Source organism: Tardiphaga sp. (genome assembly GCF_041424195.1).
Classification (GTDB): domain Bacteria; phylum Pseudomonadota; class Alphaproteobacteria; order Rhizobiales; family Xanthobacteraceae; genus Tardiphaga.
This window is the reverse complement of sequence record NZ_JBGMOE010000013.1, coordinates 74,425-96,088: the sequence shown is the minus strand read 5'-3', so window position 1 is coordinate 96,088 and position 21,664 is coordinate 74,425. Positions and strand designations below refer to the sequence as shown.

At 63.0% G+C, this 21,664-nt stretch carries 21 protein-coding genes; 12 read left to right on the top strand and 9 right to left on the bottom strand.

The annotated features are described in order from the left end of the window. Positions 1-3 precede the first annotated feature (3 nt). The 5 genes from ACEK02_RS02110 to ACEK02_RS02090 all read left to right on the top strand — a co-directional run bounded on the left by ACEK02_RS02110 (position 4) and on the right by ACEK02_RS02090 (position 4,458). Positions 4-639, top strand: coding sequence for a DUF1007 family protein (locus tag ACEK02_RS02110; RefSeq protein ID WP_371420154.1), 636 nt, complete (start codon positions 4-6; stop codon positions 637-639). Continuing rightward, positions 636-1,763, top strand: coding sequence for a nickel/cobalt transporter (locus ACEK02_RS02105; protein WP_371420153.1), 1,128 nt, complete (start codon positions 636-638; stop codon positions 1,761-1,763). The genes ACEK02_RS02110 and ACEK02_RS02105 overlap by 4 nt, the downstream gene beginning before the upstream one ends. A gap of 72 nt (positions 1,764-1,835) precedes the next feature. Continuing rightward, entirely contained in the window at positions 1,836-2,873 is a 1,038-nt protein-coding gene (gene hemH / locus ACEK02_RS02100) for a ferrochelatase (RefSeq protein ID WP_371420152.1), read from the top strand. Positions 2,874-3,011: 138 nt separating this feature from the next. Next, positions 3,012-4,004: an SPFH domain-containing protein gene (locus ACEK02_RS02095; protein ID WP_371420151.1), complete on the top strand. Its 993-nt coding sequence runs from the start codon at positions 3,012-3,014 to the stop codon at positions 4,002-4,004. A gap of 10 nt (positions 4,005-4,014) precedes the next feature. Next, positions 4,015-4,458, top strand: coding sequence for an NfeD family protein (locus ACEK02_RS02090; protein WP_371420150.1), 444 nt, complete (start codon positions 4,015-4,017; stop codon positions 4,456-4,458). Here ACEK02_RS02090 and ACEK02_RS02085 read toward each other — a convergent pair whose 3' ends face one another. Next, entirely contained in the window at positions 4,459-4,800 is a 342-nt protein-coding gene (locus ACEK02_RS02085; protein WP_371420149.1) for a winged helix-turn-helix transcriptional regulator, read from the bottom strand. A 72-nt stretch (positions 4,801-4,872) separates the two neighbouring features. On the opposite strand from ACEK02_RS02085, the gene ACEK02_RS02080 reads away from it, so the two are divergent. Then, positions 4,873-5,421, top strand: coding sequence for a carboxymuconolactone decarboxylase family protein (locus ACEK02_RS02080; RefSeq protein ID WP_371420148.1), 549 nt, complete (start codon positions 4,873-4,875; stop codon positions 5,419-5,421). Positions 5,422-5,427: 6 nt separating this feature from the next. Here ACEK02_RS02080 and ACEK02_RS02075 read toward each other — a convergent pair whose 3' ends face one another. Beyond that, on the bottom strand, positions 5,428-6,453 hold the full coding sequence (locus ACEK02_RS02075; RefSeq protein ID WP_371420147.1) for an SIS domain-containing protein: 1,026 nt from the start codon (positions 6,451-6,453) through the stop codon (positions 5,428-5,430). Between the two features lie 211 nt (positions 6,454-6,664). Between ACEK02_RS02075 and ACEK02_RS02070 the strand changes: the two genes are divergently transcribed. Continuing rightward, entirely contained in the window at positions 6,665-8,353 is a 1,689-nt protein-coding gene (locus ACEK02_RS02070) for an outer membrane beta-barrel protein (RefSeq protein ID WP_371420146.1), read from the top strand. 24 nt (positions 8,354-8,377) lie between these two features. Here ACEK02_RS02070 and ACEK02_RS02065 read toward each other — a convergent pair whose 3' ends face one another. Then, complete coding sequence (locus ACEK02_RS02065; RefSeq protein WP_116663138.1) at positions 8,378-8,650, bottom strand: hypothetical protein; 273 nt, start codon at positions 8,648-8,650, stop codon at positions 8,378-8,380. A gap of 199 nt (positions 8,651-8,849) precedes the next feature. Here ACEK02_RS02065 and ACEK02_RS02060 point away from each other — a divergent pair, with 199 nt between their 5' ends. After that, positions 8,850-10,346, top strand: coding sequence for a diguanylate cyclase (locus ACEK02_RS02060; protein WP_371420145.1), 1,497 nt, complete (start codon positions 8,850-8,852; stop codon positions 10,344-10,346). Positions 10,347-10,349: 3 nt separating this feature from the next. On the opposite strand, the gene ACEK02_RS02055 is transcribed toward ACEK02_RS02060, so the two are convergent. Then, a complete protein-coding gene (locus ACEK02_RS02055; RefSeq protein WP_371420144.1) occupies positions 10,350-11,234 on the bottom strand; it encodes a UTP--glucose-1-phosphate uridylyltransferase in 885 nt (294 codons plus the stop codon). A 259-nt stretch (positions 11,235-11,493) separates the two neighbouring features. On the opposite strand from ACEK02_RS02055, the gene ACEK02_RS02050 reads away from it, so the two are divergent. Both ACEK02_RS02050 and dapA read left to right on the top strand, forming a co-directional pair. Beyond that, on the top strand, positions 11,494-12,894 hold the full coding sequence (locus ACEK02_RS02050; RefSeq protein ID WP_371420143.1) for a lytic murein transglycosylase: 1,401 nt from the start codon (positions 11,494-11,496) through the stop codon (positions 12,892-12,894). Positions 12,895-13,128: 234 nt separating this feature from the next. Continuing rightward, complete coding sequence (gene dapA / locus ACEK02_RS02045; RefSeq protein ID WP_371420142.1) at positions 13,129-14,034, top strand: 4-hydroxy-tetrahydrodipicolinate synthase; 906 nt, start codon at positions 13,129-13,131, stop codon at positions 14,032-14,034. A gap of 113 nt (positions 14,035-14,147) precedes the next feature. Here the strand turns inward: dapA and ACEK02_RS02040 are convergent, their stop codons facing one another. Beyond that, positions 14,148-15,035, bottom strand: a complete 888-nt coding sequence (locus ACEK02_RS02040) for a TauD/TfdA dioxygenase family protein (protein ID WP_371420141.1) — start codon at positions 15,033-15,035, stop codon at positions 14,148-14,150. A gap of 118 nt (positions 15,036-15,153) precedes the next feature. Then, a complete protein-coding gene (locus tag ACEK02_RS02035) occupies positions 15,154-15,933 on the bottom strand; it encodes an SDR family NAD(P)-dependent oxidoreductase (protein WP_371420140.1) in 780 nt (259 codons plus the stop codon). A gap of 107 nt (positions 15,934-16,040) precedes the next feature. On the opposite strand from ACEK02_RS02035, the gene ACEK02_RS02030 reads away from it, so the two are divergent. Then, positions 16,041-16,775, top strand: coding sequence for an SDR family NAD(P)-dependent oxidoreductase (locus tag ACEK02_RS02030; protein WP_371420139.1), 735 nt, complete (start codon positions 16,041-16,043; stop codon positions 16,773-16,775). An 82-nt stretch (positions 16,776-16,857) separates the two neighbouring features. Further along, a complete protein-coding gene (locus tag ACEK02_RS02025) occupies positions 16,858-17,220 on the top strand; it encodes a CsbD family protein (RefSeq protein ID WP_371420138.1) in 363 nt (120 codons plus the stop codon). 140 nt (positions 17,221-17,360) lie between these two features. Here the strand turns inward: ACEK02_RS02025 and ACEK02_RS02020 are convergent, their stop codons facing one another. The 3 genes from ACEK02_RS02020 to ACEK02_RS02010 form a co-directional block, all read right to left on the bottom strand. After that, positions 17,361-19,064, bottom strand: coding sequence for a GDSL-type esterase/lipase family protein (locus ACEK02_RS02020; protein WP_371420137.1), 1,704 nt, complete (start codon positions 19,062-19,064; stop codon positions 17,361-17,363). Between the two features lie 174 nt (positions 19,065-19,238). Beyond that, positions 19,239-19,619, bottom strand: coding sequence for a DUF930 domain-containing protein (locus ACEK02_RS02015; protein ID WP_371420136.1), 381 nt, complete (start codon positions 19,617-19,619; stop codon positions 19,239-19,241). A gap of 459 nt (positions 19,620-20,078) precedes the next feature. Next, positions 20,079-21,536 (bottom strand): glutamate synthase subunit beta, encoded by a 1,458-nt coding sequence (locus ACEK02_RS02010; protein ID WP_371420135.1) that lies wholly within the window; start codon positions 21,534-21,536, stop codon positions 20,079-20,081. Between the last annotated feature and the right edge of the window lie 128 nt (positions 21,537-21,664).

Below are 21,664 nucleotides of genomic sequence, written 5' to 3'. Positions count from 1 at the left end.
CTGATGAACCGCTTTTTGGGTCTGATCGCGATCCTGGCTGCGCTGGCCGGCGGCATCACCGCTGCCTCTGCTCATCCCCACGTCTTCGTCACCGCATCGAGCGAGCTGATCTACGCGCCGGACGGCACCATCACCGGCGTGCGCCACGCCTGGGTGTTCGATGACATGTTCTCGACCTATGCGCTGCAGGGCATCGAGAGCAAGACCAAGGGCGTCTATACGCGCGAGGAGCTGGCGCCGCTGGCCCAGACCAATGTGGAGTCGCTGAAGGAATTTGCCTTCTTCACCTTCGCCAAGGTGGAGGGCAAGAAGCAGCGCTTCAACGATCCCGTCGATTACTATCTGGAGAAACGCGACGCGGCGCTGGTGCTGCACTTTACGCTGCCGTTCAAGACTCCGTTCAAGGCTAAAAAGATGGAGCTGGAGATCTTCGATCCGAGCTTCTTCGTTGATTTCGGTCTGGAGAAGAAAGACCCCATCAAGCTGGCGGGCGCACCCGCTACCTGCACCATGGCGATCCAGCGCCCGAGCGATGGTGCAGCCAAGGCGCAGACCATGAATGAAGACACCTTCATGAATGGCGAGAACAGTAATTACGGCGCCATGTTCGCCAACAAGATCACGGTCGATTGCCCATGATGTTCCGGAAAACGACGATTCGCCGCCTGCTGCTGGCTTGCGGTGTGCTGGCAGCCATGTCGGTGGTCGCCGATGGCGCGCTGCATGACGTGTTGGCGCAGAATCCGTTCGGCGCCCCGAAGGGCGTGCCGGACTCGCAGATCGGCGGCATCATCGGCTGGCTGCTCACCAAGCAATCCGAATTCTATCGGGCGATGTCCTCGACCATCCGCGCTGCAAAGTCCGACGGCAGCGCCGTGTGGACGCTGCTGGCGATCTCGTTCGCCTATGGCATTTTTCACGCTGCCGGCCCGGGCCACGGCAAGGCAGTGATCTCGTCCTATCTGGTTGCCAATGAAGAGACCGCCAGGCGCGGCATCGCGCTTTCCTTCGTCTCGGCGCTGATGCAGGCGCTCGTCGCGGTGCTGATCGTCGGTATCGGCGCATGGCTGCTGAATGTCACGGCCAAGACCATGTGCAGCACCGAACGCTGGGTGGAGATCGCCAGCTACGGCCTGATCGCGGCCTTTGGCGCCCGGCTGGTCTGGAGCAAGGGGCGCGGCTTTGTTCGTGCCTTGCGGCCGTCGCTGCCGGCTCCCGGGCCGCAGCTCGCAATAGCGCATGCCAGCGCGTCCGCGCATGCGCACGATGATGGGCACGCGCATACTCATGCCCATGCGACGCATGCCGAGGCGACGGCCTCAGCGCACGCGCATCACGATCATACCCACCATGATCATGGTCACGTCCATGACGAGCATTGCGGCCATTCCCACGGCCCGACGCCCGATCAACTCGCCGGTCCCGGCGGCTGGGCGCGCGGATTGTCGGCGGTGTTCACCGTAGGCATTCGCCCGTGTTCCGGCGCGATCCTGGTGCTGGTGTTTGCGCTGGCGCAGGGCATGTTCTGGGCCGGCATCGCCGCCACCTTCGTCATGGGCCTGGGAACCGCGATAACCGTGGCCACCATTGCGGTCATCGCCGTTTCCGCCAAGGGCCTCGCCGGTCGTCTGGCCGGCGGCCGCGACGGCAGCGGCGCGCTCGTGATGCGCGGGATCGAATTCGGTGCCGCAGCGCTGGTGCTGCTGTTCGGCGTCGGCCTGCTGCTGGGCTATGTCGCGGCTGAACGCGTCACCTGTTTCTGATCGCTGTCCTGCCCCTCATGGACAGTCCGTCGTATTGACAAGGTCCGGCCAAAGCGCGAAGCAACCGGCATCATGACAAATGTCGTTTCCCTTGAGCAGCCACCGACCTCCGTCGCGGAGACGCCGGAGCGCGTCGGCGTCCTGCTGGTCAATCTGGGAACTCCCGATACCGCGGACACCCGCGGTGTGCGGGTCTATCTTCGCGAGTTCCTGTCCGATCCGCGCGTGATCGAGAACCAGGGCCTGCTATGGAAGCTGATCCTCAACGGCATCATCCTGACCACGCGGCCGCGCCGCAAAGCCAAGGACTATCTCAAGATCTGGAACACGGAGAAAAACGAGTCTCCGTTGAAGACGATCACCCGCGCGCAGTCCGACAAACTTGCGGCGTCGCTCGATAGCCATACCCATCTCGTGGTGGACTGGGCGATGCGCTACGGCAATCCGTCCATTCGCTCGCGCATCGCTGAACTCACCGCAAAGGGCTGCGACCGGATTCTGGTGGTGCCGCTCTATCCGCAATATTCGGCGGCGACCTCTGCGACCGTCTGCGACGAAGTGTTCCGCGTGCTCGGCACCATGCGTGCGCAGCCGACGCTACGTGTCACGCCGCCTTATTATGACGAGCCGGATTATATCGGCGCGCTGGCGATCTCGATCGAGAAGCACTTGGCGACGCTGTCATTCGTGCCGGAAATGATCGTGGCCTCGTTCCACGGCATGCCGCAGAAATATATCGACAAGGGCGATCCCTATCAGGCGCAGTGCGTGGCCACGACCGAAGCGCTGCGCAAGCGGCTCGGACCGGACGCACCGAAGCTGCTGCTGACGTTCCAGTCGCGTTTCGGCTTCGATGCATGGTTGCAGCCCTATACCGACAAGACCATCGAGCAGCTGGCCAAGGACGGCGTGCGTCGCATTGCCGTCGTAATGCCAGGCTTCTCGGCCGATTGCCTGGAGACGCTGGAGGAAATCGCGCAGGAGAACTGCGAGATCTTCATGCACAATGGCGGCGAGCAGTTCTCTGCGATCCCCTGCCTCAATGACAGCGACGAGGGCATGGACACGATCCGCCAGCTGGTACTGCGCGAGCTGCAGGGCTGGATTTGACGGCCTGATTTAGAGAGCTTCCGGGCATCATTCCGGCGCGCTCTCGCTTTCCCCGATTTCGAACCTTAAAATCCTCCATGCCGACAAAACAACGAGGCGCCATGTGTTGCGCGTCCATTTTGCCGCAGGGAGACTTTGATGTCCGGTTACGACATTTTCGCCATCACCGTTGTGCTGCTGATCATTTTCACGCTGTTTGCCGGCGTGAAGACCGTGCCGCAGGGCTACGACTGGACCATCGAGCGCTTCGGCAAGTTCACGCGCACGCTGTCACCGGGGCTCAACCTCATCATTCCGTATTTCGATCGCGTCGGTCGCAAGATGAACATGATGGAGCAGGTGATCAGCATTCCCGAGCAGGAAGTGATCACCAAGGACAACGCCACCGTGACCGTGGACGGCGTCGCGTTCTATCAAGTGTTTGATGCGGCGAAGGCAAGCTACGAGGTCTCCGATCTCAATCAGGCGATCATCGTGCTGACCATGACCAATATCCGTTCGGTGATGGGCTCAATGGATCTCGACCAGGTGCTGTCGCATCGCGATGAGATTAATGAGCGTTTGCTGCGCGTCGTCGATGCCGCCGTCTCCCCATGGGGCCTCAAGGTCAACCGCATCGAGATCAAGGATATCGTGCCGCCGGCCGACCTCGTCGAAGCCATGGGCCGGCAGATGAAGGCCGAGCGCGTCAAGCGCGCCGACATTCTGCAGGCCGAGGGCCAGCGCCAGTCGGAGATTTTGCGTGCTGAAGGCGCCAAGCAAGGCCAGATCCTGCAGGCCGAAGGTCGCCGTGAGGCTGCGTTCCGTGACGCAGAGGCCCGCGAGCGTTCTGCAGAGGCCGAAGCGCGTGCGACGCAGATGGTCTCGGAGGCCATTGCCAAGGGCGACGTCGCGGCGCTGAACTACTTTATCGCCGACAAATACATCAAGGCGTTCGGTCAGCTCGCGGAATCGCCGAACCAGAAGGTCATCATGCTGCCGGTGGAAGCCATGAGCATGCTAGGCTCGCTGGCCGGTATCGGCGAGATTGCCAAGGCGACCTTCGGCGAGAACTCGACCTCGGCGCAGGCCGCTGCGGCACGCCGCGGCGGATCGGTGCCCCCGGCGGGTACAACGCCGCCGCGCAGCTAGGGATTCCGCAATGGCCGAGATGTTCGTCACCTTGGGTAGCTGGAACTGGCTGATCTTCGGCGTGCTGCTGATGGCGCTGGAGCTGCTGGCGCCCGGCGTCTTCATGTTCTGGCTCGGGTTGTCCGCATTTCTCGTTGGCGTGCTGTCCTTCGTCGTCACGCCGTCTTGGCAAGTACAGATGCTGCTGTTCGGAGTGTTCGCCGTCGCCGCCGTGCCGCTGTGGCGACGGATCGCGCGTCAGAAGCCCGGCGCCAATCCCAACCCGTTCCTCAACAAGCGCTCCGATGCGCTGGTGGGCCGCGTCTGCACGCTGGATCGGCCGATCATCGACGGCGAGGGCATCGTGCGCATCGACGACACGGTCTGGCGCGTCAGCGGGCCTGATACGGCTGCGGGGACAAAGGTGAAGATCGTGAAGGCCGATGGTGCGAGCCTGACGGTCGACGTGGCCTGATCAGCCAGCCGCCAGCGACTTGCTCCACCGCTCCGCAAAACGGTGCAACGGCAGGAAGGTGTCCTGCAACTCCCGGCCTGTATCCGTCAGCCCATAACCGTCCGGCCCCAGCGCAATCAGACCCGCGTCCCTGAGATCGCTCAGGCGTGCCTGGAGAACAGTAGGGGAGGCGTCGTCGCAGGCCTCGCGCAGCGCCCGCGAGGTCAGCGACCGCTCACGCAACTCCCAGAGAATGCGCAAGGTCCAGCGCCGGCCGAGCAAGTCGAGCAGCGCCATAATCGGGCGGCCGGAGGTCGAGCCGCGGACGGCGCGTTTGGGCGGCTTGGAAACGGACTTTGCCATCACATTCTCTCTTGCAGGTCGCTACATAATATGTAGCATATCGCTACGATTATTGTAGCGCAGGAGTTCGCTATGTCACGTATCGCGCCACTGCAGCCGCCTTATGATCCTGACATTCAGGCGCAATTCGATGCGATCATGCGCGGCGCGCCGCCGCTGACACTGTTTCGCGTGATAGCGGGTCATCCGAGGGCATGGAGCAAATTTCGCGCAGCGAGCCTGCTCGATCGTGGGCCGCTGTCGTTGCGGGAGCGCGAAATCGTCATCGATCGCACCTGCGCGCTGACCGGCTGCGAATACGAATGGGGCGTCCATGTTGCGGCCTTTGCAGACGCGGCGAAATTGACGGATGCAGAAGTGAGGGCGACCGTAGAAGGCGACGCAAAAGCGACATGCTGGTCGTCAGCCGAGCGGGCTCTGATCGCGACAGTCGATGCCCTGCATCACCGCGCCACGCTTAGCGATGGGGAATTCAAGACGCTGGCCGCTCATTACGACGACGCGAAGATCTTCGAGATCATCCTGCTGTGCGGATTCTATCGCACGGTGTCGTATATCGCGAACGGCCTGGCATTGCCGCTTGAGCCCGATGCGGTCCGATTCCCGCGGGCTCCTGGTTGACGTTGCTTAAGCCACGCCCGCCCGCAGCAGATCATGCAGATGCACGATGCCGACGGGCTTTCTGGCGTCCGTCACCAGCAGCGCGGTGATCTTCGACGAGTTGAGGATTTCCAGCGCTTCGCCGGCGAGCAGATCGCGGCTGATGGTCTTGGGATTCCTGGTCATGACCTCGTCAACCGAGACGGTCATCAGGTCGGCGCGCATGTGACGACGCAAATCGCCGTCGGTGACGATGCCGACCACATGGCCGTTGCCGTCGGTGATGCCGACGCAGCCAAAACCCTTCGACGACATTTCCACCAGCGCATCGGACATCTTGGTGCCGAGCGGCTTGAGCGGCACGGCGTCGCCCGAATGCATGAGGTCGCGTGTATATTTCAGCATCGCACCCAGCTTGCCGCCGGGATGCAGCACGCTGAAATCCACCGAGGTGAAGCCGCGCCCTTCCAGGAGCGCGATCGCCAGCGCATCGCCCATCGCCAGCATCATCAGCGACGAGGTCGTGGGGGCGAGATTGTGCGGACAGGCCTCGCGCGCCTTCGGTAGCGTCAGCGCGACATCGGCGGCCTCGGCCAGCGTCGAGGTGGCCTCGGAGGTGATCGCGACCACGCCGATCCTGAAGCGCTTGGCATAGGTAATGAGGTTCTTCATCTCCGGCTGCTCGCCGGACCACGACAGCGCCATGATGACATCGTCGGGTGTGATCATGCCGAGATCGCCATGGCTGGCTTCCGCGGCATGGACGAAAAAAGCTGGTGTTCCCGTCGAGGCGAAGGTCGCGGCGATCTTGCGGCCGATATGGCCGGACTTGCCGAGGCCGGTGATGATCAGGCGGCCCCGAGCCTTGAGGATCAGGTCGGCGGCGGCAACGAAGGCCGGGCCGAGATCGGATTGCAGCGCGGCGGCCAGCGCGGTGACGCCGCTGGCTTCAGCCTCCAGCGTACGGAGCGCCGAGGCAATCGCTTCAATGGCCTGATCGCTCATCGCTGCCGTCGTTTTCGTCGGAAGGCCGGGTGTCTTGGAGAGGGGCATCAATCGCATCCTGGGGCCGGAAATTGCCCGGCTGTATCGCCCTCCTCTTAGCACGGCAGGGCGGTCCTCGTGAAACCCCGCCGATGACGATCTCAACGGGCCATTAACCATAAGCGTTTTAACTCCCTTAACCATGAGTTGTCGTGCGCGCCTCCGGCGCAGTTTTGCTGACCGCTTTTAAGAGTTTGATGGCGTTGGAGTTTTTCTGATCGTGAGGACAGGTCGAGCACGCGACCGCCGGAACCGCGCCTGGGCCAACGGCGCGGTGTCGGCTTGCCTGTGCCTGTGCCTCCTCGCGCCTTCGCCGGTTTTCGCACAGGCGCTGACCTCCGACCTGCTGGCGCCGGTCCCCGGTGGTTTTGTGTCGCCGCAGAATCTGCCGACGCGCCGGACGACCGATGCGCCGCTCCAGCCAAATGGAACGCTGCAGACCAGTCAACTGTCGCCGGATCGCATCCCGCAGTCGATCATCACGCCGCCGGTGCCCGCTGCATCGGGCGCCGCCGGCACCGGTTTCGACGCGCTCAACCGCAAGCGCAAGCAGACCAAATATTATCCGGGCGCGAAGAAGCCGAAACGACCGGTGGGGCCCGGCAGTCCGCCGCCGCCGCTGGTGCCCGAAACTCGGCCGTCACCGCCGTCGGCCAAGGCTGCGAAGCCGCCTGTCGCGCCGTCGGTTGCCGGCACCGTGGTGGGGCAGCCGCCGCGTCGGCGATTGCCGGTCGATCCCGATCCATATGCCCCGACCGGCGTTCGCGTCGGCAGCTTCCTTGTGAAGTCGGCCGTGGAAATCTATGGCGGCTATGACAACAACCCGGCGCGCTTCGTGCAGCCGAAGGGGTCGTCGTTCTACAAGGTTGCGCCAGAGCTGCTGGCCGCAACCGACTGGACGCGGCACTCGATCATCGTTGATTTGCGTGGCTCCTTTACCGGTTACGAAAGGCGATTTCCCGCGGACTTCTCCCAGATTTCACCATCGCCGGAGAATGTCGATCGCGCCGAACTCAACGGCAAGATCGCCGGTCGGCTTGATGTCGCACGCGACCTGCGACTCAACAGCGAGGCGCGCATACGCGTGGGTTCCGACAATCCGGGCAGTCCAAACCTTCAGGCCGGGCTGAAGGATCTCCCGCTGTTCACCACCATTGGCGGTTCGTTGGGGGTCGAGAAGGACTTCAACCGCCTTCAGATCAAGGTCGACGGTCTCGTCGACCGTACTGCCTATCAATATTCGAAGCTGACCGATGGCAAAGAGACCGACAACAACGATCGCAATTTCAACCAGTATGGCGGAGTCGGCCGCGCCACCTATGAGGTTCTGCCGGGTCTCAAGCCGTTTGCCGAAGTCCAGGGCGACGTGCGTGTACATGATGAGCAGAAGGATCGCTTCGGCTACCTCCGCGATTCCAGCGGCGGCTATATCAAGGCCGGCACGACGTTCGAATTCACGCGTCTGCTGACGGGCGAAGCCTCGATCGGCTATGCGGCACGCAGCTATACGGATACGCGGCTGGAGGTTCTCAAGGGCCTGCTGACCTCAGCGTCGCTGATCTGGACAGCCACGCCGCTGACGACCGCGAAATTCGTCTCGACCACGTCTCTTGACGAGACGACCGTGCCCGGCGTTCCCGGCATTCTCACGCGTACCTATACGATCGAGGTCAACCACGACTTCCGGCGCTGGCTCACGGCCACGGGCAAGTTCACTTACATCACGCAGGACTATCAGGAGAACTTCCGCTTCGATAAGATCTATTCGTTGCAGGGCGATCTCGTTTACAAGCTGAACCGCGAAATCCAGCTCAAGGCACAGGTGCGCCGCGATATCCTGGATTCCAACATTCTCGGTGCGAGTACCGCATCGACGGTGGTGATGCTGGGCGTGAGACTGCAGCGATAACCGCCGGGAGCCGCGTCGCTCGTCTTAATTCCACTTCCGCATGAATTTGGCCGTCTTCCGGCGAAATTTCACACCGGAGCCATCGGGCAATCGCGTGGCGATAAAGCCGGCTGCGATACAGGCCTCGCGTTGCGGCATGTGCTCGTCGGGCGCGCGTTCGGTTTCCCACCACGAGGCCCGGTGCGATGCGCGCGGCAGTGCATCGTCGATGATCTCCTCGATCGCATCCATCGTCAGCACGAATTCATCCTTGGTCTGGCTGGCCAGGTAGGCGCGGAGCAGGTCGTAGTCAGGCACGGAATTGTCCTCGGAATAATCTCGCAATCGTCTTACGCGCCCTGGCGATCCGGCGCTACAGGGCGCATTCGGTAAATGAGCACCGGGAGCGCCTCATCCGAGGATTTTCCGCAACCGTTCGTTAACGCCGTGGGGAACCCAAAGGCGGTACTTAAGCGCTCGGCAAGCATTCGCGTGCGATCCGTGGGGTACGGAGCACATGATGAAGTTGGGGAATGCGAGCACGGGAATTCGACGCTGGCCGTTATCGGCCAGGCTGTTGATTCTGTCGTCGCTGGTCACGATCCTCGGTTTCTCGGCCGTTTGCGGCAGTGTGATGTTCGACATGCGCCGCGGCGAGGAAGCGCTGGCGCAGCAGACCGCCGAGAACCTCGCCACCTCAATCGATTCCGATATTGGCCGGACCGTCGAACAATATGATCTGTCGCTCCGTGCCGTCGTCTCCGGCGTCAACACGCCCGAGATCGGACAGCTCAGCAAGGAAATACGCCAGCTGATCCTGTTCGACAACGCGGCGTCGTCACGCCAGTTCGCCGCCATTCAGGTGTTCGATGCCCATGGCGATCTCACCATCGATGCGGCGTCGCTGGATCCGGTCAAGCAGAACAGCGCCGAAGAAGAGTTCTTTCAGGTGCACAAGCTCGACGGCGAGCGCGGATTGTATATCAGCAAGCCGATGCTGCATCGGGGCGCCTATTCCGTCGTGCTGAGCCGACGCATCACCGACAGCGACGGCAATTTTGCGGGTGTCGCGGTGGGCGCGATCCGGTTCGCCTATTTTCACGAGCTGTTCGGCCGTCTCAAGCTGAACAAGGACGACAACATCACGGTGATCCGCCGCGACGGTGTCATCATCATGCGCACGCCGTTCGATCTCGATGTGATTGGCAGGGATCTGAGCAAGAGCGCGGGGGTGATGCGTGTGCTGAAGCGCTCCAGCGGGTCGTATTCAGGCGTCGGCGTCGTCGACAAGATCGAGCGTCTGTATGTCTGGCGCGACAGCGGCCGGCCGCTGGTCGTGATCGTTGGCCGGCCGTGGTCCGGCATCTACAGCCTCTGGTATCAGCAGGCGATCAAGATCGGCGGCATCATGCTGGCGCTGATCGTCTTCATCACGGCAGTGACGCTGTTCCTGGCCCGCGAAATCGGGCGCCGTGCACGCGCCGAACACAAGCTCGAGGAACTGGCCACCACAGACGGTCTCACCGGGCTGCGCAACCGCCGCAAATTCGATACGGCGATGGAGCTGGAGTGGCGTCGTGCAATCCGGCATTCACGGCCGATGGCGCTGCTGCTGATCGACGCTGACCATTTCAAGGTTTTCAACGACAGCTTCGGCCATCAATCCGGAGACACGGCCCTGATCGCGATCGCCAACTGTATCGCCGCCTCGGCGAAGCGGGCAGGTGATTGCGCTGCGCGCTATGGCGGCGAGGAGTTCGCCGTGCTGCTGCCCGGTGCAACGGCGCAGGATGCCCATGAGGTTGCCGAGACCATTCGGCGGCGCGTCGAGCAGGTGCCGGCCGATCCTGCGATGCTCACGGTCAGCATTGGCGTCGCCAGCATGAAGCCGCTGGTGACGATGGAGTGGACGGGGCTGGTGGAGGCGGCCGACAAGGCGCTCTATGCGGCGAAGGCCGCGGGCCGCAACCAATGCGTCATCGCATGCGATGCGCACCTGTCGATTGCGGCCTAGCGCCTATTTTCCGAGATAACGCAGCATTTCGGCGCGCAGGCCCTCGCGAAGATCGGGGCGCTGCAGGCCGAACGCGATATTGGCGCGCAGGAAGCCGGACTTCGAACCGCAATCGTGACGCTCGCCTTCGAATTCCACGCCGTAGAACGACTGGCTCTTGGCGAGGCCGATCATCGCATCGGTGAGCTGGATTTCGCCGCCCGCGCCCCGCTCCTGGGTCTCCAGGATCTTGAATATCTCCGGCTGCAGGATGTAGCGGCCAGTAATCGACAGGTTGGACGGAGCCGTGCCCTTTGGTGGCTTCTCGACCATGCCGTCGATGGCGAAAGCAGCTCTGAGGGTCGGGTGGCGCTCGCCGACGCCGCAGATGCCGTATTGATGTGTCATATCCATCGGGACTTCCTCGACGGCGACGAAGTTGGATTTGCCGCCGAGGGCATTGGCGATATCGACCATCTGCTTCAGGCAGCCCGGGGAATTCAGCACCAGTTCGTCCGGCAGCACAACGGCAAAGGGCTCATTGCCAACGATATCCCGGGCACACCAGACAGCATGGCCAAGCCCGAGCGGCGCCTGCTGGCGCGTGAAGCTCATGGCGCCGGCGGCTGGCTGTGACAGCGCCAGCTGTTCGATCTCGGCAGACTTGTTGCGGCTCTTCAGTGTCTCGTCGAGCTCGAACATGCGGTCGAAGTGATCTTCGATGACGCCCTTGTTGCGGCCGGTGACGAAAATGAAGTGTTCGATGCCAGCCTCGCGGGCTTCGTCGACCACATACTGGATCAACGGCCGATCGACGATGGTTAGCATCTCCTTCGGCATCGCCTTGGTGGCGGGAAGGACTCGGGTGCCGAGACCGGCGACCGGGAAGACAGCTTTGCGAATTTTCATCAGGAACTTTGCAATGACCTTGGAGGGGAACGATGCAGGCTAGCAAACGAAGATTGCGCTTGCTGGTTCCGTTTGCAACCGGGAACAAAGGCGGATGTGTGGTGTCGGGCTACGTGTCTGCAATTATCCTGTCGGGCCCGGATGCCGCATTCGCCGGGGTGGCTGAAATTGGATAGTGTTAAGCGGATGGAAACCCCGACCGGGCCTCCTGTCATCGCACAGTCATGGCCGGATTCCGGCCGGCCTCTTGAGATGGATCATGATGAAATCTGCGACGAAGATGGCGCGTGGCCTGACATGCGGTGTAGCGGCTTTGGGCGTGGTTTTGCTCGCGGGCGGATGGCCCGATGCGGCGCGGGCGCAAGGCAAGAGCGGCCCTTTCAGCTTGTTCGACAACATCTTCATGGGATCGTCCCAGACCCAGGATCCGCCGCCGCAGGCGGCCGTGCCCGGAGCACAGGGTGTGCAGCCTTGGAGCGGCGAGGATGGCGCATCCGGCCATCCGCTGATGACCGCACAGGCGATCCGCGAAGCTGCCAATAACTTCGACAACTGTATTGCCGGACTGTGGCCTGATGCCGCACGCCGTGGCATCTCGCAGGACAGCTATCAGCGCTTCACGGCCGGGCTGACCCCGGATCTGCGAATCATGGATCTGATGGATTCGCAGCCGGAATTCACCAAGGCGATCTGGGACTATCTCGACATCCTGGTGAACGACAACCGCATGGCCAAGGGCCGCGAGGTGCTGGCGAAGTACAAGACGATCTTCGATGGGGCGGAGAAGGCCTATGGCGTCGATCGCTACATCATCGCGTCGATCTGGGGCATTGAGTCCAACTACTCGACGATGATCGGCGATCGCAGCGTGCTGCGTTCGACGGCGACGCTGGCCTGTGTTGGTCGCCGTCAGGCCTATTTCAAGGACGAGTTTCTGGTCGCGCTGGAAATCCTGCATCGTGGCGATCTGAGGCCCGAACAAATGCGCGGTTCGTGGGCTGGCGCATTCGGTCCGACCCAGTTCATGCCGACCGCGTTCAAGCGTTTTGCGGTGGACGGTGACGGCGACGGCCGCCGCGACGTGGTCGACAATCCGACCGACCTGATTTTCTCGACCGCCAACAATCTGAAGAAGGATGGCTGGCAAAGCGGCCAGACCTGGGGCTACGAAGTCGTGGTTCCGCAGGGCTTCAACTACATGCTGGCCGACAAGGCCAAGGCGATGACGCTGCCGCAATGGGAGCATCTCGGCCTCAAGCGGGCCAACAACCAGCCATTTCCGAAGATGGCGGAGAAGGCCTATCTGCTCGCACCCGCCGGCGCGCAGGGGCCAGGCTTCCTGATGCTGACGAATTTTCGCGTCATCATGAAATACAATCCGGCTGAAGCCTACGCGATGGCCATCGGCCATTTCGCCGATCGGTTGCGCGGCGGTCCGCCCTTCGTGCAGCCATGGCCGCGTCAGGAGCGCGTGCTGTCCCGCGCCGAGCGGCTCGAGCTACAGCAGCTGCTGGCACAGCGCGGCTTCTACAAGGGCACACCGGACGGCCAGTTCGGCGGCCAGACCCGCGAAGCCTTGCGTAGTTTCCAGGCTTCCGTTGGCGCGCCCGCCGACGGGTTCGCTTCGTCGGAGATGTTGGACCGGCTGCGGGGCAGATAATTGGTGGCGCGTGTTGGCTCCCGCTTGACAAGTGTAGTTCGAGAGGCGCACTTTGAGGTTATGAATAATCGCGCCGCTCGTCTCAATAGCAAACGTCGTGCCTCTTCGGGGGACGGAGATTTGTGCGCGATAGATTGATGTAGCTTCCGCATATTCACCATGACCCCGCCGGTTTCGACGGGGTTTTTTTATGCGTCTCCGTCTCCGTCGCCGGCCCAGACAGGAGACACGCTTATGCTTGCCGCTTCCGGACCGCCCAGCGGTCTATGGTTGCCTCTCGTCACGCCATTTCGCGATGGCGCTCTTGATGAGGCGTCGCTGCGCCGGCTGATCCGCCACTATGCTGACAAGCCGATCGACGGACTGATTCTCGGCGCAACCACCGGCGAGGGATTGACGATCGGCGAAGACGAACTTGCGCAGCTTGTGACCGTGACAGCGCAGGCGTTGCATGAATTCGGCATGCGGTGCCCGCTTTATCTCGGCCTCTCCGGCAGCGACACGCGCCGGCTTGTCGCCGTGATGGCGCGGACCGCGAGCTGGCCGGTCGACGGCTACCTGATCGCCAGCCCATACTACTCGCGGCCATCGCAGCGTGGCCTGTTGCAGCATTTTGGGGCACTGGCCGATAGCACCGAGCGACCGATCATGCTCTACAACATTCCCTACCGGACAGGCGTCAATCTCGACAATGAGACGATCCTGCGACTGGCTGAACGTCCCAACATTATTGGCGTCAAGGATTGTTCGGCGAATACGCTGCAGTCGGTAGAATTGCTGCATCGGCGGCCGCCCGGCTTCGCCGTGCTGACTGGTGAGGACTCATTGTTCTACGGTGCTTTGATCCGCGGCAGTGACGGCGGCATTCTGGCCTCGGCGCATGTCCATACCCGGGACTTCGCCGCGCTGCGGTCAATCATCCTGTCCGGCGACGCATTGCGGGCCTCCATGCAATGGCGGGAGTTATCGGACATCGCGCGCCTGCTGTTTGCCGAACCGTCTCCCGCGCCATTGAAGCATTGGCTGTGGCGCTGTGGGTTGATCGACAGTCCGGAAGTTCGTTTGCCGATGACAGCGATCGACAGCGCCCTAGCAACGTTGATTGACCAGCGCATCGCTTGTTCGAAAGTGGAGCTGTAGCATCCGCCTCAAAGATATGGATTGACCGCGCTACAAGGGCCAGCAGTTGCGGCCTGACGGCCGGAGGAAGCTCGGCTACGCGCTGTAGCCGGGCTTCCTGGATAGAGCAGGCTCTACTCCGCGGCCTGCTGCTCCACGGTCGGCGCATTGCCGGCGACGGTGGCGCGGCGCATGTCGCGCGGCTGCGACTGGTCGTAGCGGCGGACGCGATGCATGGTCTGGCGATTGTCCCACATCACGAGATCATGCAGCGTCCATTTGTGGACATAGACGAATTGCGGCTGCGTGGCGTGCTCGTTGAGATCGCGCAACAGCACGCGGGCTTCCGGCACCGACATGCCCCGGATCGCGCCGGCATGGGATGACAGATACAGCGACTTGCGACCGTGCACCGGATGCGTGCGCACCAGTCGCTGCAGCACCGGTTTGAACATCTCCTTTTCTTCATCGGTGTAGTCGAGAAAGCCAAGGGCGCCGCGCGAGGTCATCAGCGAATGTTCGCAGATCATGTCCTCGATCTCGGCTTTGGTATCATCGTCGAGCGCATCATAGGCAGCGCGCATGTCGGCGAATTCGGTATTGCCGCCCTTCGGGTTGACCACGCGCGCCGACAGCAGCGAGAATTTCGCAGGGATTGGCCGGAAAGAGCTGTCCGAGTGCCACAGGCAGTTGCCGAGGTTGAACAGGTGCGCCCGGCTGTCTTTCGGCAACGGCTTGCCGTCCTTGCCGAGATTGGACACGTCGGCCAGACCCGATGTCAGCCGGTAGTCTTCCTTCTTGGTGACGGAGCCGCCTTTTCGATTTTCGCGTTCGCCAAAATTCTGCGCGAAAGCGAGTTGCTGTTCGTCGGTGATATCCTGCTTCGGAAATATCAGGACCGCGTAGTCATCCATGCCGCGCTCGATGGCTGCGGCGTCGTCGGGGCTGACCGGCTTGGTCAGATCCACGCCGGTCACCTCGCCGACGAACAAGGGGTGCAGTTTGCGGATCGTCACGGGCATTGCAAATTTCCTCCGTGTGGAATGGTTGACCCATTCGATTGCGGCGTCCGATCATCGCCGTGCCGCTTGAGAAAAATGCTACGCCCGAAAGCTGCGAAGTCAACCGGCGCAAATGCCGTTACGCATTGCGTGTCATCAGCCCGCCATCGACAGGGATCACCGCGCCGGTGATGTAGGACGCCGCCGGCAGGCACAGGCTGAGCGTGACATGCGCGACCTCTTCGGGATCGCCATAGCGCCGCAGCGCGGTGCGGCGCTTGGCGAAGATCACCTTGTGCTCGTCGCTGATGCGCTCGGTGATCCCCGTCGTGATCGGTCCGGGACAGATGCAGTTCACCGTGATGCCGTCACGGCCGAGTTCCACCGCGAGCGAGCGCGTAAGTCCGGTGACCCCAGCTTTCGCTGCGGAATACGGACTGTGCAATGCGGTCGCGCCCAGCGCTTCGGTGGAAGCAATATTCACGATCCGCGGCGAGGGTGATTTACGCAGGTGCGGCAGCGCGGCGCGGATGATGCGTTGATGCGAAGTGAGCATCACGGCGATGGCGCGATCCCACGCGGCGTCGTAACCGTCCTGGTCGATCGCGGTGCTCACCGAGATGCCGGCATTGTTGACGATGATGTCGAGGCCGCCGAAATGCCCGGCGACGGCGTTGACTACCGTGCGGATGCGATCGGGATCGGCGACGTCGAGCGTCCATGCATGTGCGCTGCCGCCGCCTGATGTGATCGCGCTCGCGACTGCTGCAATCCCGTCCGCCGAAATATCGGTGACGGCGACATTGGCGCCTTCGTCGCCGAACACGCGCGCCGTCGCCCGGCCCATGCCGCTTGCGGCGCCGGTGACGAGTACCGTGAGGCCGCGCACCGAGCGGCTGAGCTGTTTGAAATCCGACAAGGCTTCCTCCGAATTGTGCGCCTTCATGATGAGGCTTGATTGAAGGCTTGCACTGATCGCCGGCGCGGTCAAACATGCGTTGATAAAATCAAGAAGGACAATCAGGGATGAACGAACTCGATTTCAGCGGACAGCAGGTGCTGATCGTCGGCGGATCCAGCGGCATCGGCAACGGCATGGCGCAGGCGTTTCGTGCGCGCGGTGCACGCGTGCATGTGTGCGGTACGCGCGCGAAGGCCCGCGACTATTCCATCGATGAGGGCTCCGATCTCGACGGGCTCGGCTACAGCCAGCTGGATGTCAGCAGTGCATCGGCGATCGAGGCGTTCGATCCGAAGCTCGACCGGGTCGATGTGCTGATCCTCGCGCAGGGTGCGGTGATCTATCGCCGCGGCGAATTCGAAATGGACGGCTTTCGCAAGGTGATGGAAGTCAACCTGATGAGCCTGATGGGCTGCGCGACTAAGTTTCATGCGCAGCTGAAAGCAAGCAACGGACGCCTGATCATTGTCAGCTCGACCGCGGCCTATCACGCTACCAAGGGCAATCCATCCTACAATGCGTCGAAGACCGGTGCGGTTGGCCTCACGCGTACATTGGCGCAGGCGTGGTCGGAAGACGGCATTCGCGTCAACGGTATCGCGCCGGGGCTCGTTGACACCAAGATGACTAGGGTCACGACCGCCAATCCGAAGCGGCTGGAAGGCGCGATTGCGCGGATCCCGCTGCAGCGTCTCGGCACGCCTGCCGATATGGCCGGCGCTGCATTGTTCCTGGCGTCGCCGCTGTCATCCTATGTTTGCGGTCACACGCTGGTCGTCGATGGCGGTTTGATTCTTTAAAATCATCGCATCCGTATCTTGACGGAACCAGTACTGGCTTCAGGCATTACACCGGCGAGAATTTCCTCACGGAGTAATGGACATGGACAAGGACCGTATTGCGGGCGCAACCAAGGATGCAGCCGGCAAGGTTGAAGGTGCGATCGGCCGAGCCACGGGCGACGAGCGGACTGAAGCCTCGGGCCGCGCGCGCGAAGCGGCGGGCACCGTGCAGAACCTGTACGGCCAGGCGAAGGACGCCGTGCGCGATGCATCGGAAGCCGCCACCAGCTACGCCAAGGATGCGCTCGATAGCGACGTCTATCGCGACGGCACGCAGGCGATCACCGACAAGGTCCGCGAGAATCCACTGGGCTCGCTGCTGATCGCAGGCGGCATCGGCTTTGCGCTGGCGATGCTGATGACGCGTCCACCGCGTCGTCGTCCGAGCCGTTTCGGCTATTGATTGTGTATCGCGGCTGACGAACAGGCGCCGCAGAAGCATCAACAGTCGTGTTCGAGAAAACGTTCTTGAAAAGATCAAAGAGCAAAATCCCTCGTCCTGAAAAGGCTGAGGGATTTTTTTGTCGTTGGGTTTTCACGCGGTTAGCGCGTGAAGAAACCGGAGGGGGCGGAGGCGGCGGGGCCGACATTGACCGGCGGGCGCGGACCGGGTGCCTGGGCCGGGCGGGGCCGCTGCGGCGCCAGCTGGACGGGCGCGCGGCGCGGCTCGTCGAACCCGAAGAAGCTACCGAAGGATGACGGAGTTTCGGTGGCGATGACGGGCTTCGGCTTTTTCTTCGGCGCGGTCGGCGGCGCCGTGACGGGAACAACGCCATCCGGTCCGGTCGCCGCAGCAGTTGTGCCGCTGGTGCCTGATGTGGCCGGGGTAACCGCGGCCACGGGCACATCGCCCTTGGCCTGTTCGCGGCCGATCTCGCGGCGCGGCCAGGCGAAGTCATCGGCGCGGCCGGCGGGTGCGGCCAGCGGCTCGCCCTTCACCAGCACGCGTGCCACCAGCGCATCGACACTCACCGGTTTGACGCCGGGGCCGCCGAGCAGCTGATCGGTGCCGACGGAGGAGGCGACGAGCGGCACGATGGGCCCGGCCAGCGGACGCGGCGGCGGCGCGCCGGGCACGGCATTGAGGTCGGGCGTCGCAGGCTCGCTCGGCAGCGCGATCGGCGCGGAGCGGCCGGAGAGCAAGCGGGTAATCTCGCGCTCGACGTAATGCGCCATCTTGCGGGCGCCGGCCTTGGTGAAATAGACGCCGTCGGCCGAGCGCAGTCGGCGGATCTGGCCTTCAAAATCCGGGCCCTGCTGCAGGAAGCGGCCGGCCTCGTCGACGAAACCATCCCAGATATCGACATAGGTGATGCCAGCCTTGGTCGCGGCGTCGCGATAGAGATTGTCGAGATAGAGCATGTCGGCGGTCGCCTTGGTGCCGCGCACCGCCGGCAGGCCGACCCACAGCACGGGCACGCCCTTCGCCTTCACGACATTGATCATCTCCTCGATCTTCTTCGAGTACAGGTCGCCCCAGCGCTCGTCGCGGAAATCGACCATGCCGCCGGTGCGCGCGCCGCGCTCGGTGACGATCGAGCCGGGATCGGGAATGTCCGCATCGTCAGCTTCCGGTTCCACCGGCTTGTCGCCGGGCTTCACCTCGGCAGCGCTGTCTTTCTTTTCGTCCTTCTTGGCGCTCTTCTTCTCGACGGCCTTGTCGGGCTCGCGGATCGCGACACGGTCATTGAGGCCGAGCATGACGACGATGGCATCGGGCTTCTCGGTGGCAAGAATGCCCTTGGCCGCCGCTGCCCAATCTGCGGGATCGCCCTTCGGTTGATAGCGCAGCAGGCCGGAGACGGTCTTGTGCTTGCGGATCACGCCCATATCGGGCTGTTCGGCATAGGCGTCCTCGAGGCCGTAAGCGAGCCAGTCGGCCATGCTGTCGCCGAGCACCAGCACGTTACGCTCGGCCGGGGCATCGCGTTTTTCCGGCGATGGCGCGCGCGAATAGTCCTCGCGCGGAGCGGCCCGCTTCGGCGCCTGTTGCTGCTGGAACGGCGCAAAGAACGGGCTGTCATTGCCGCCGCCGAACCAGCCGAAGCCGCCACCGCCGCCTTGCGGCACGTTGCGCTGCGGACGCGGCGGAGGCTGCTGCGGACCGCCGAACCCGAAAAATTGCGCCGACGCGGGAGCCACGATGCCGATCAGCAGGCCCAATGCCACGGCGAGCACCGTCAGCGTGCCCTTTTCGGCACGCCAGTGGTCGATCCGCCATCTCGGCATATTGGGCTTCTGTGACATGCGCCTCGACCGCAATCGCAGGGTCCGCAGACCCGGGTTCCCCAAGGAACCTATTCAACGGACATACTACCGGATTCGGGCCGCAAGCGGGCAGCCGCGATTCCGCCATCAAGCGCCGCCCGGCGTTAACGTCAAGCAAATCCCGGAGGCAGGGTGAACGCCGGACGGCCTGGATTACTTCCAGAGCCCTAAAGACTGCCATTTCGCCGGCGGAATCGCCGTGCCCGTCTTGTAGGTGAAATCCAGCACCGTCTTGTGGTCCGGCGTCGCCTTGCAGGTGAAGGCGACCTGCATCCATTTGCCGCCTGCGCGATAGGCGCCGCCCTTGGCGATCAGCGTATTGCCGAGATGCTGCGGCGGTATCAGCGCATCGGATTTGGCACGCTCGACGCGCGGGCCGCCCTTGCTGATCCGGCGCATGGCCTCGAAGTCGCAGACCTGTTCCAGCCGGGTCTTGGGATCGAGCTTGCCGAGGGCCGCCATGAAGCGGGCATCGCTGGCATGAGCCTGTGGGACAAGCGCCACGAGGCCGAGCGGAAGAAGCAGGAATTTCATGCGGGAGGGTGCAACACGTTGGAAGGTCAGATCGGCGGGATGATACCGCTTAGCGTCTCTGCAGGTTGCTGGCTACCCACTCTGGGATGCGCCGCGCGTCCGGTCGCGCTGTGCGAGTCCCGGTCGTGTCGGATCGATGCTCGCACGCGCCGTTTGTCCCGCGTCCCGCCGAACGGAATGCCATTCATGCTTTTCGGGAGGGAAGCGGCCGTACTCAGTCCGCATTTCTGGCACTGTTGACCGCAGAGGCTGGTCATGACTTCGACTATGAGAAGCTTGTCCCCGACGAATGGCTCGAGGTTATGATTGCGAGCTTCGATAGCGAGAGGCCGCTCGCTTCGGCGATCGAGCGTCTGTTGACCAATTGAAGTTCGAGCCGCCGGGCCAGAGGCTGACGACAAGAAAAAGGCTCCGACACATAAGTGCGGAGCCCTTCAAAATTTGGCGATGTTGATGCCCTTACCTCGGCAGCGTCGTCGTTCCCATCAGCGCCTGATCGATGGCGCGGGCGCACAGGCGGCCTTCGCGGATCGCCCAGACCACCAGTGACTGGCCGCGGCGCATGTCGCCCGCGGAGAACACCTTCGGTAGCGAGGTCGCGAAGTCGGTCGTCGCGGCGCGAACGTTACCGCGCTGGTCGAGGTCGACGCCGAGGGTCTTCAGCATGCCTTCATGGACGGGATGGACGAAGCCCATCGCCAGCAGCACGAGGTCGGCCTGCAACGAAAATTCCGAGCCGGGGATCGGCTTGAACTTGTCGTCGACCTGTACGCAGTTCAGCTTGGTGACCTTGCCGTCCACGCCTTCGAAGCTTTGCGTCAGCACGGCGAATTCGCGCTTGGCGCCTTCGGCCTGGCTCGATGAGGTCCGCATCTTCAGCGGCCAGTTCGGCCAGGTCAGGCCCTTGTTCTCATGCTCCGGCGGAGCCGGCATGATTTCGAGCTGGGTCACGGACAGCGCGCCCTGGCGCAGCGAGGTGCCGATGCAGTCGGAGCCGGTGTCGCCGCCGCCGATGACGACGACATGCTTGCCGCCGGCGAGAATCTCTTTCACGTCGCCAAGCGGCTCGTTGGCGACGCGGCGGTTCTGCTGCGGCAGGAAATCCATCGCGAAATGGATGCCGTCGAATTCGCGGCCGGGGATCGGCAGGTCGCGGCCGTGCTCGGCGCCGCCGGTCAGCGCGATCGCCTCATATTCCTTGAGCAGTTCGGCGGGATCGATGGCGCCGGGCGACGTGCCGCCGACAGCTTTGCCGTAATGGAAGGTGACGCCTTCACCTTCCATCTGCGCGACGCGCCGATCGATGATGTGCTTTTCCATCTTGAAGTCGGGAATGCCGTAACGCATCAAGCCGCCGGCCTTGGCGAACTTCTCATAGACATGGACGTCGTGTCCGGCACGGGCGAGCTGCTGCGCGCAGGCCATGCCGGCGGGACCTGAGCCGATCACGGCGACCTTGCGGCCGGTCTTCACGGCGGAGACCTGCGGCTTCAGCCAGCCATGGTCCCATGCCTTGTCGACGATGGCGCATTCGATGGTCTTGATGGTGACCGGGTTGTCATCGATGTTCAGCGTGCACGACGCTTCGCACGGCGCCGGGCATATGCGGCCGGTGAATTCCGGGAAGTTGTTGGTCGAGTGCAGGTTGCGCGAGGCTTCTTCCCAGTTGCCGGTATAGACGAGGTCGTTCCAGTCCGGGATCTGGTTGTTGACCGGGCAGCCGGGCGTGCCGGGCTCAACCGAGCCGGTGCCGTGGCAATAGGGAATGCCGCAATTCATGCAGCGCGCAGCCTGATCGCGGGTGTCTTTCTCGCTGAGCGGAATGACGAACTCTTTATAGCCCTTCAGACGCTCGGCCACCGGCGCATACTTGCGGTCGTGACGATCGATTTCCAGAAAACCCGTGATCTTGCCCATTACAACTGACGCCTCTGCAGTCTGTCCCACCATCATCCCGAGCGTTACGCATTGGCGCGCCTCGAAGGATGATTTGCTTGTTTCGATCTCCGTCCCCGCCGCCTGATGAGGCGGCGGTTCAGTCTGTG

Coding starts and splice junctions, on each gene's coding strand:
- ACEK02_RS02110 (WP_371420154.1), top strand. CDS start 4: ATGAACCGCTTTTTGGGTCTGATCGCGATCCTGGCTGCGCTGGCCGGC.
- ACEK02_RS02105 (WP_371420153.1), top strand. CDS start 636: ATGATGTTCCGGAAAACGACGATTCGCCGCCTGCTGCTGGCTTGCGGT.
- hemH (WP_371420152.1), top strand. CDS start 1,836: ATGACAAATGTCGTTTCCCTTGAGCAGCCACCGACCTCCGTCGCGGAG.
- ACEK02_RS02095 (WP_371420151.1), top strand. CDS start 3,012: ATGTCCGGTTACGACATTTTCGCCATCACCGTTGTGCTGCTGATCATT.
- ACEK02_RS02090 (WP_371420150.1), top strand. CDS start 4,015: ATGGCCGAGATGTTCGTCACCTTGGGTAGCTGGAACTGGCTGATCTTC.
- ACEK02_RS02085 (WP_371420149.1), bottom strand. CDS start 4,800: ATGGCAAAGTCCGTTTCCAAGCCGCCCAAACGCGCCGTCCGCGGCTCG.
- ACEK02_RS02080 (WP_371420148.1), top strand. CDS start 4,873: ATGTCACGTATCGCGCCACTGCAGCCGCCTTATGATCCTGACATTCAG.
- ACEK02_RS02075 (WP_371420147.1), bottom strand. CDS start 6,453: ATGCCCCTCTCCAAGACACCCGGCCTTCCGACGAAAACGACGGCAGCG.
- ACEK02_RS02060 (WP_371420145.1), top strand. CDS start 8,850: ATGATGAAGTTGGGGAATGCGAGCACGGGAATTCGACGCTGGCCGTTA.
- ACEK02_RS02055 (WP_371420144.1), bottom strand. CDS start 11,234: ATGAAAATTCGCAAAGCTGTCTTCCCGGTCGCCGGTCTCGGCACCCGA.
- ACEK02_RS02050 (WP_371420143.1), top strand. CDS start 11,494: ATGATGAAATCTGCGACGAAGATGGCGCGTGGCCTGACATGCGGTGTA.
- dapA (WP_371420142.1), top strand. CDS start 13,129: ATGCTTGCCGCTTCCGGACCGCCCAGCGGTCTATGGTTGCCTCTCGTC.
- ACEK02_RS02040 (WP_371420141.1), bottom strand. CDS start 15,035: ATGCCCGTGACGATCCGCAAACTGCACCCCTTGTTCGTCGGCGAGGTG.
- ACEK02_RS02030 (WP_371420139.1), top strand. CDS start 16,041: ATGAACGAACTCGATTTCAGCGGACAGCAGGTGCTGATCGTCGGCGGA.
- ACEK02_RS02025 (WP_371420138.1), top strand. CDS start 16,858: ATGGACAAGGACCGTATTGCGGGCGCAACCAAGGATGCAGCCGGCAAG.
- ACEK02_RS02020 (WP_371420137.1), bottom strand. CDS start 19,064: ATGTCACAGAAGCCCAATATGCCGAGATGGCGGATCGACCACTGGCGT.
- ACEK02_RS02015 (WP_371420136.1), bottom strand. CDS start 19,619: ATGAAATTCCTGCTTCTTCCGCTCGGCCTCGTGGCGCTTGTCCCACAG.
- ACEK02_RS02010 (WP_371420135.1), bottom strand. CDS start 21,536: ATGGGCAAGATCACGGGTTTTCTGGAAATCGATCGTCACGACCGCAAG.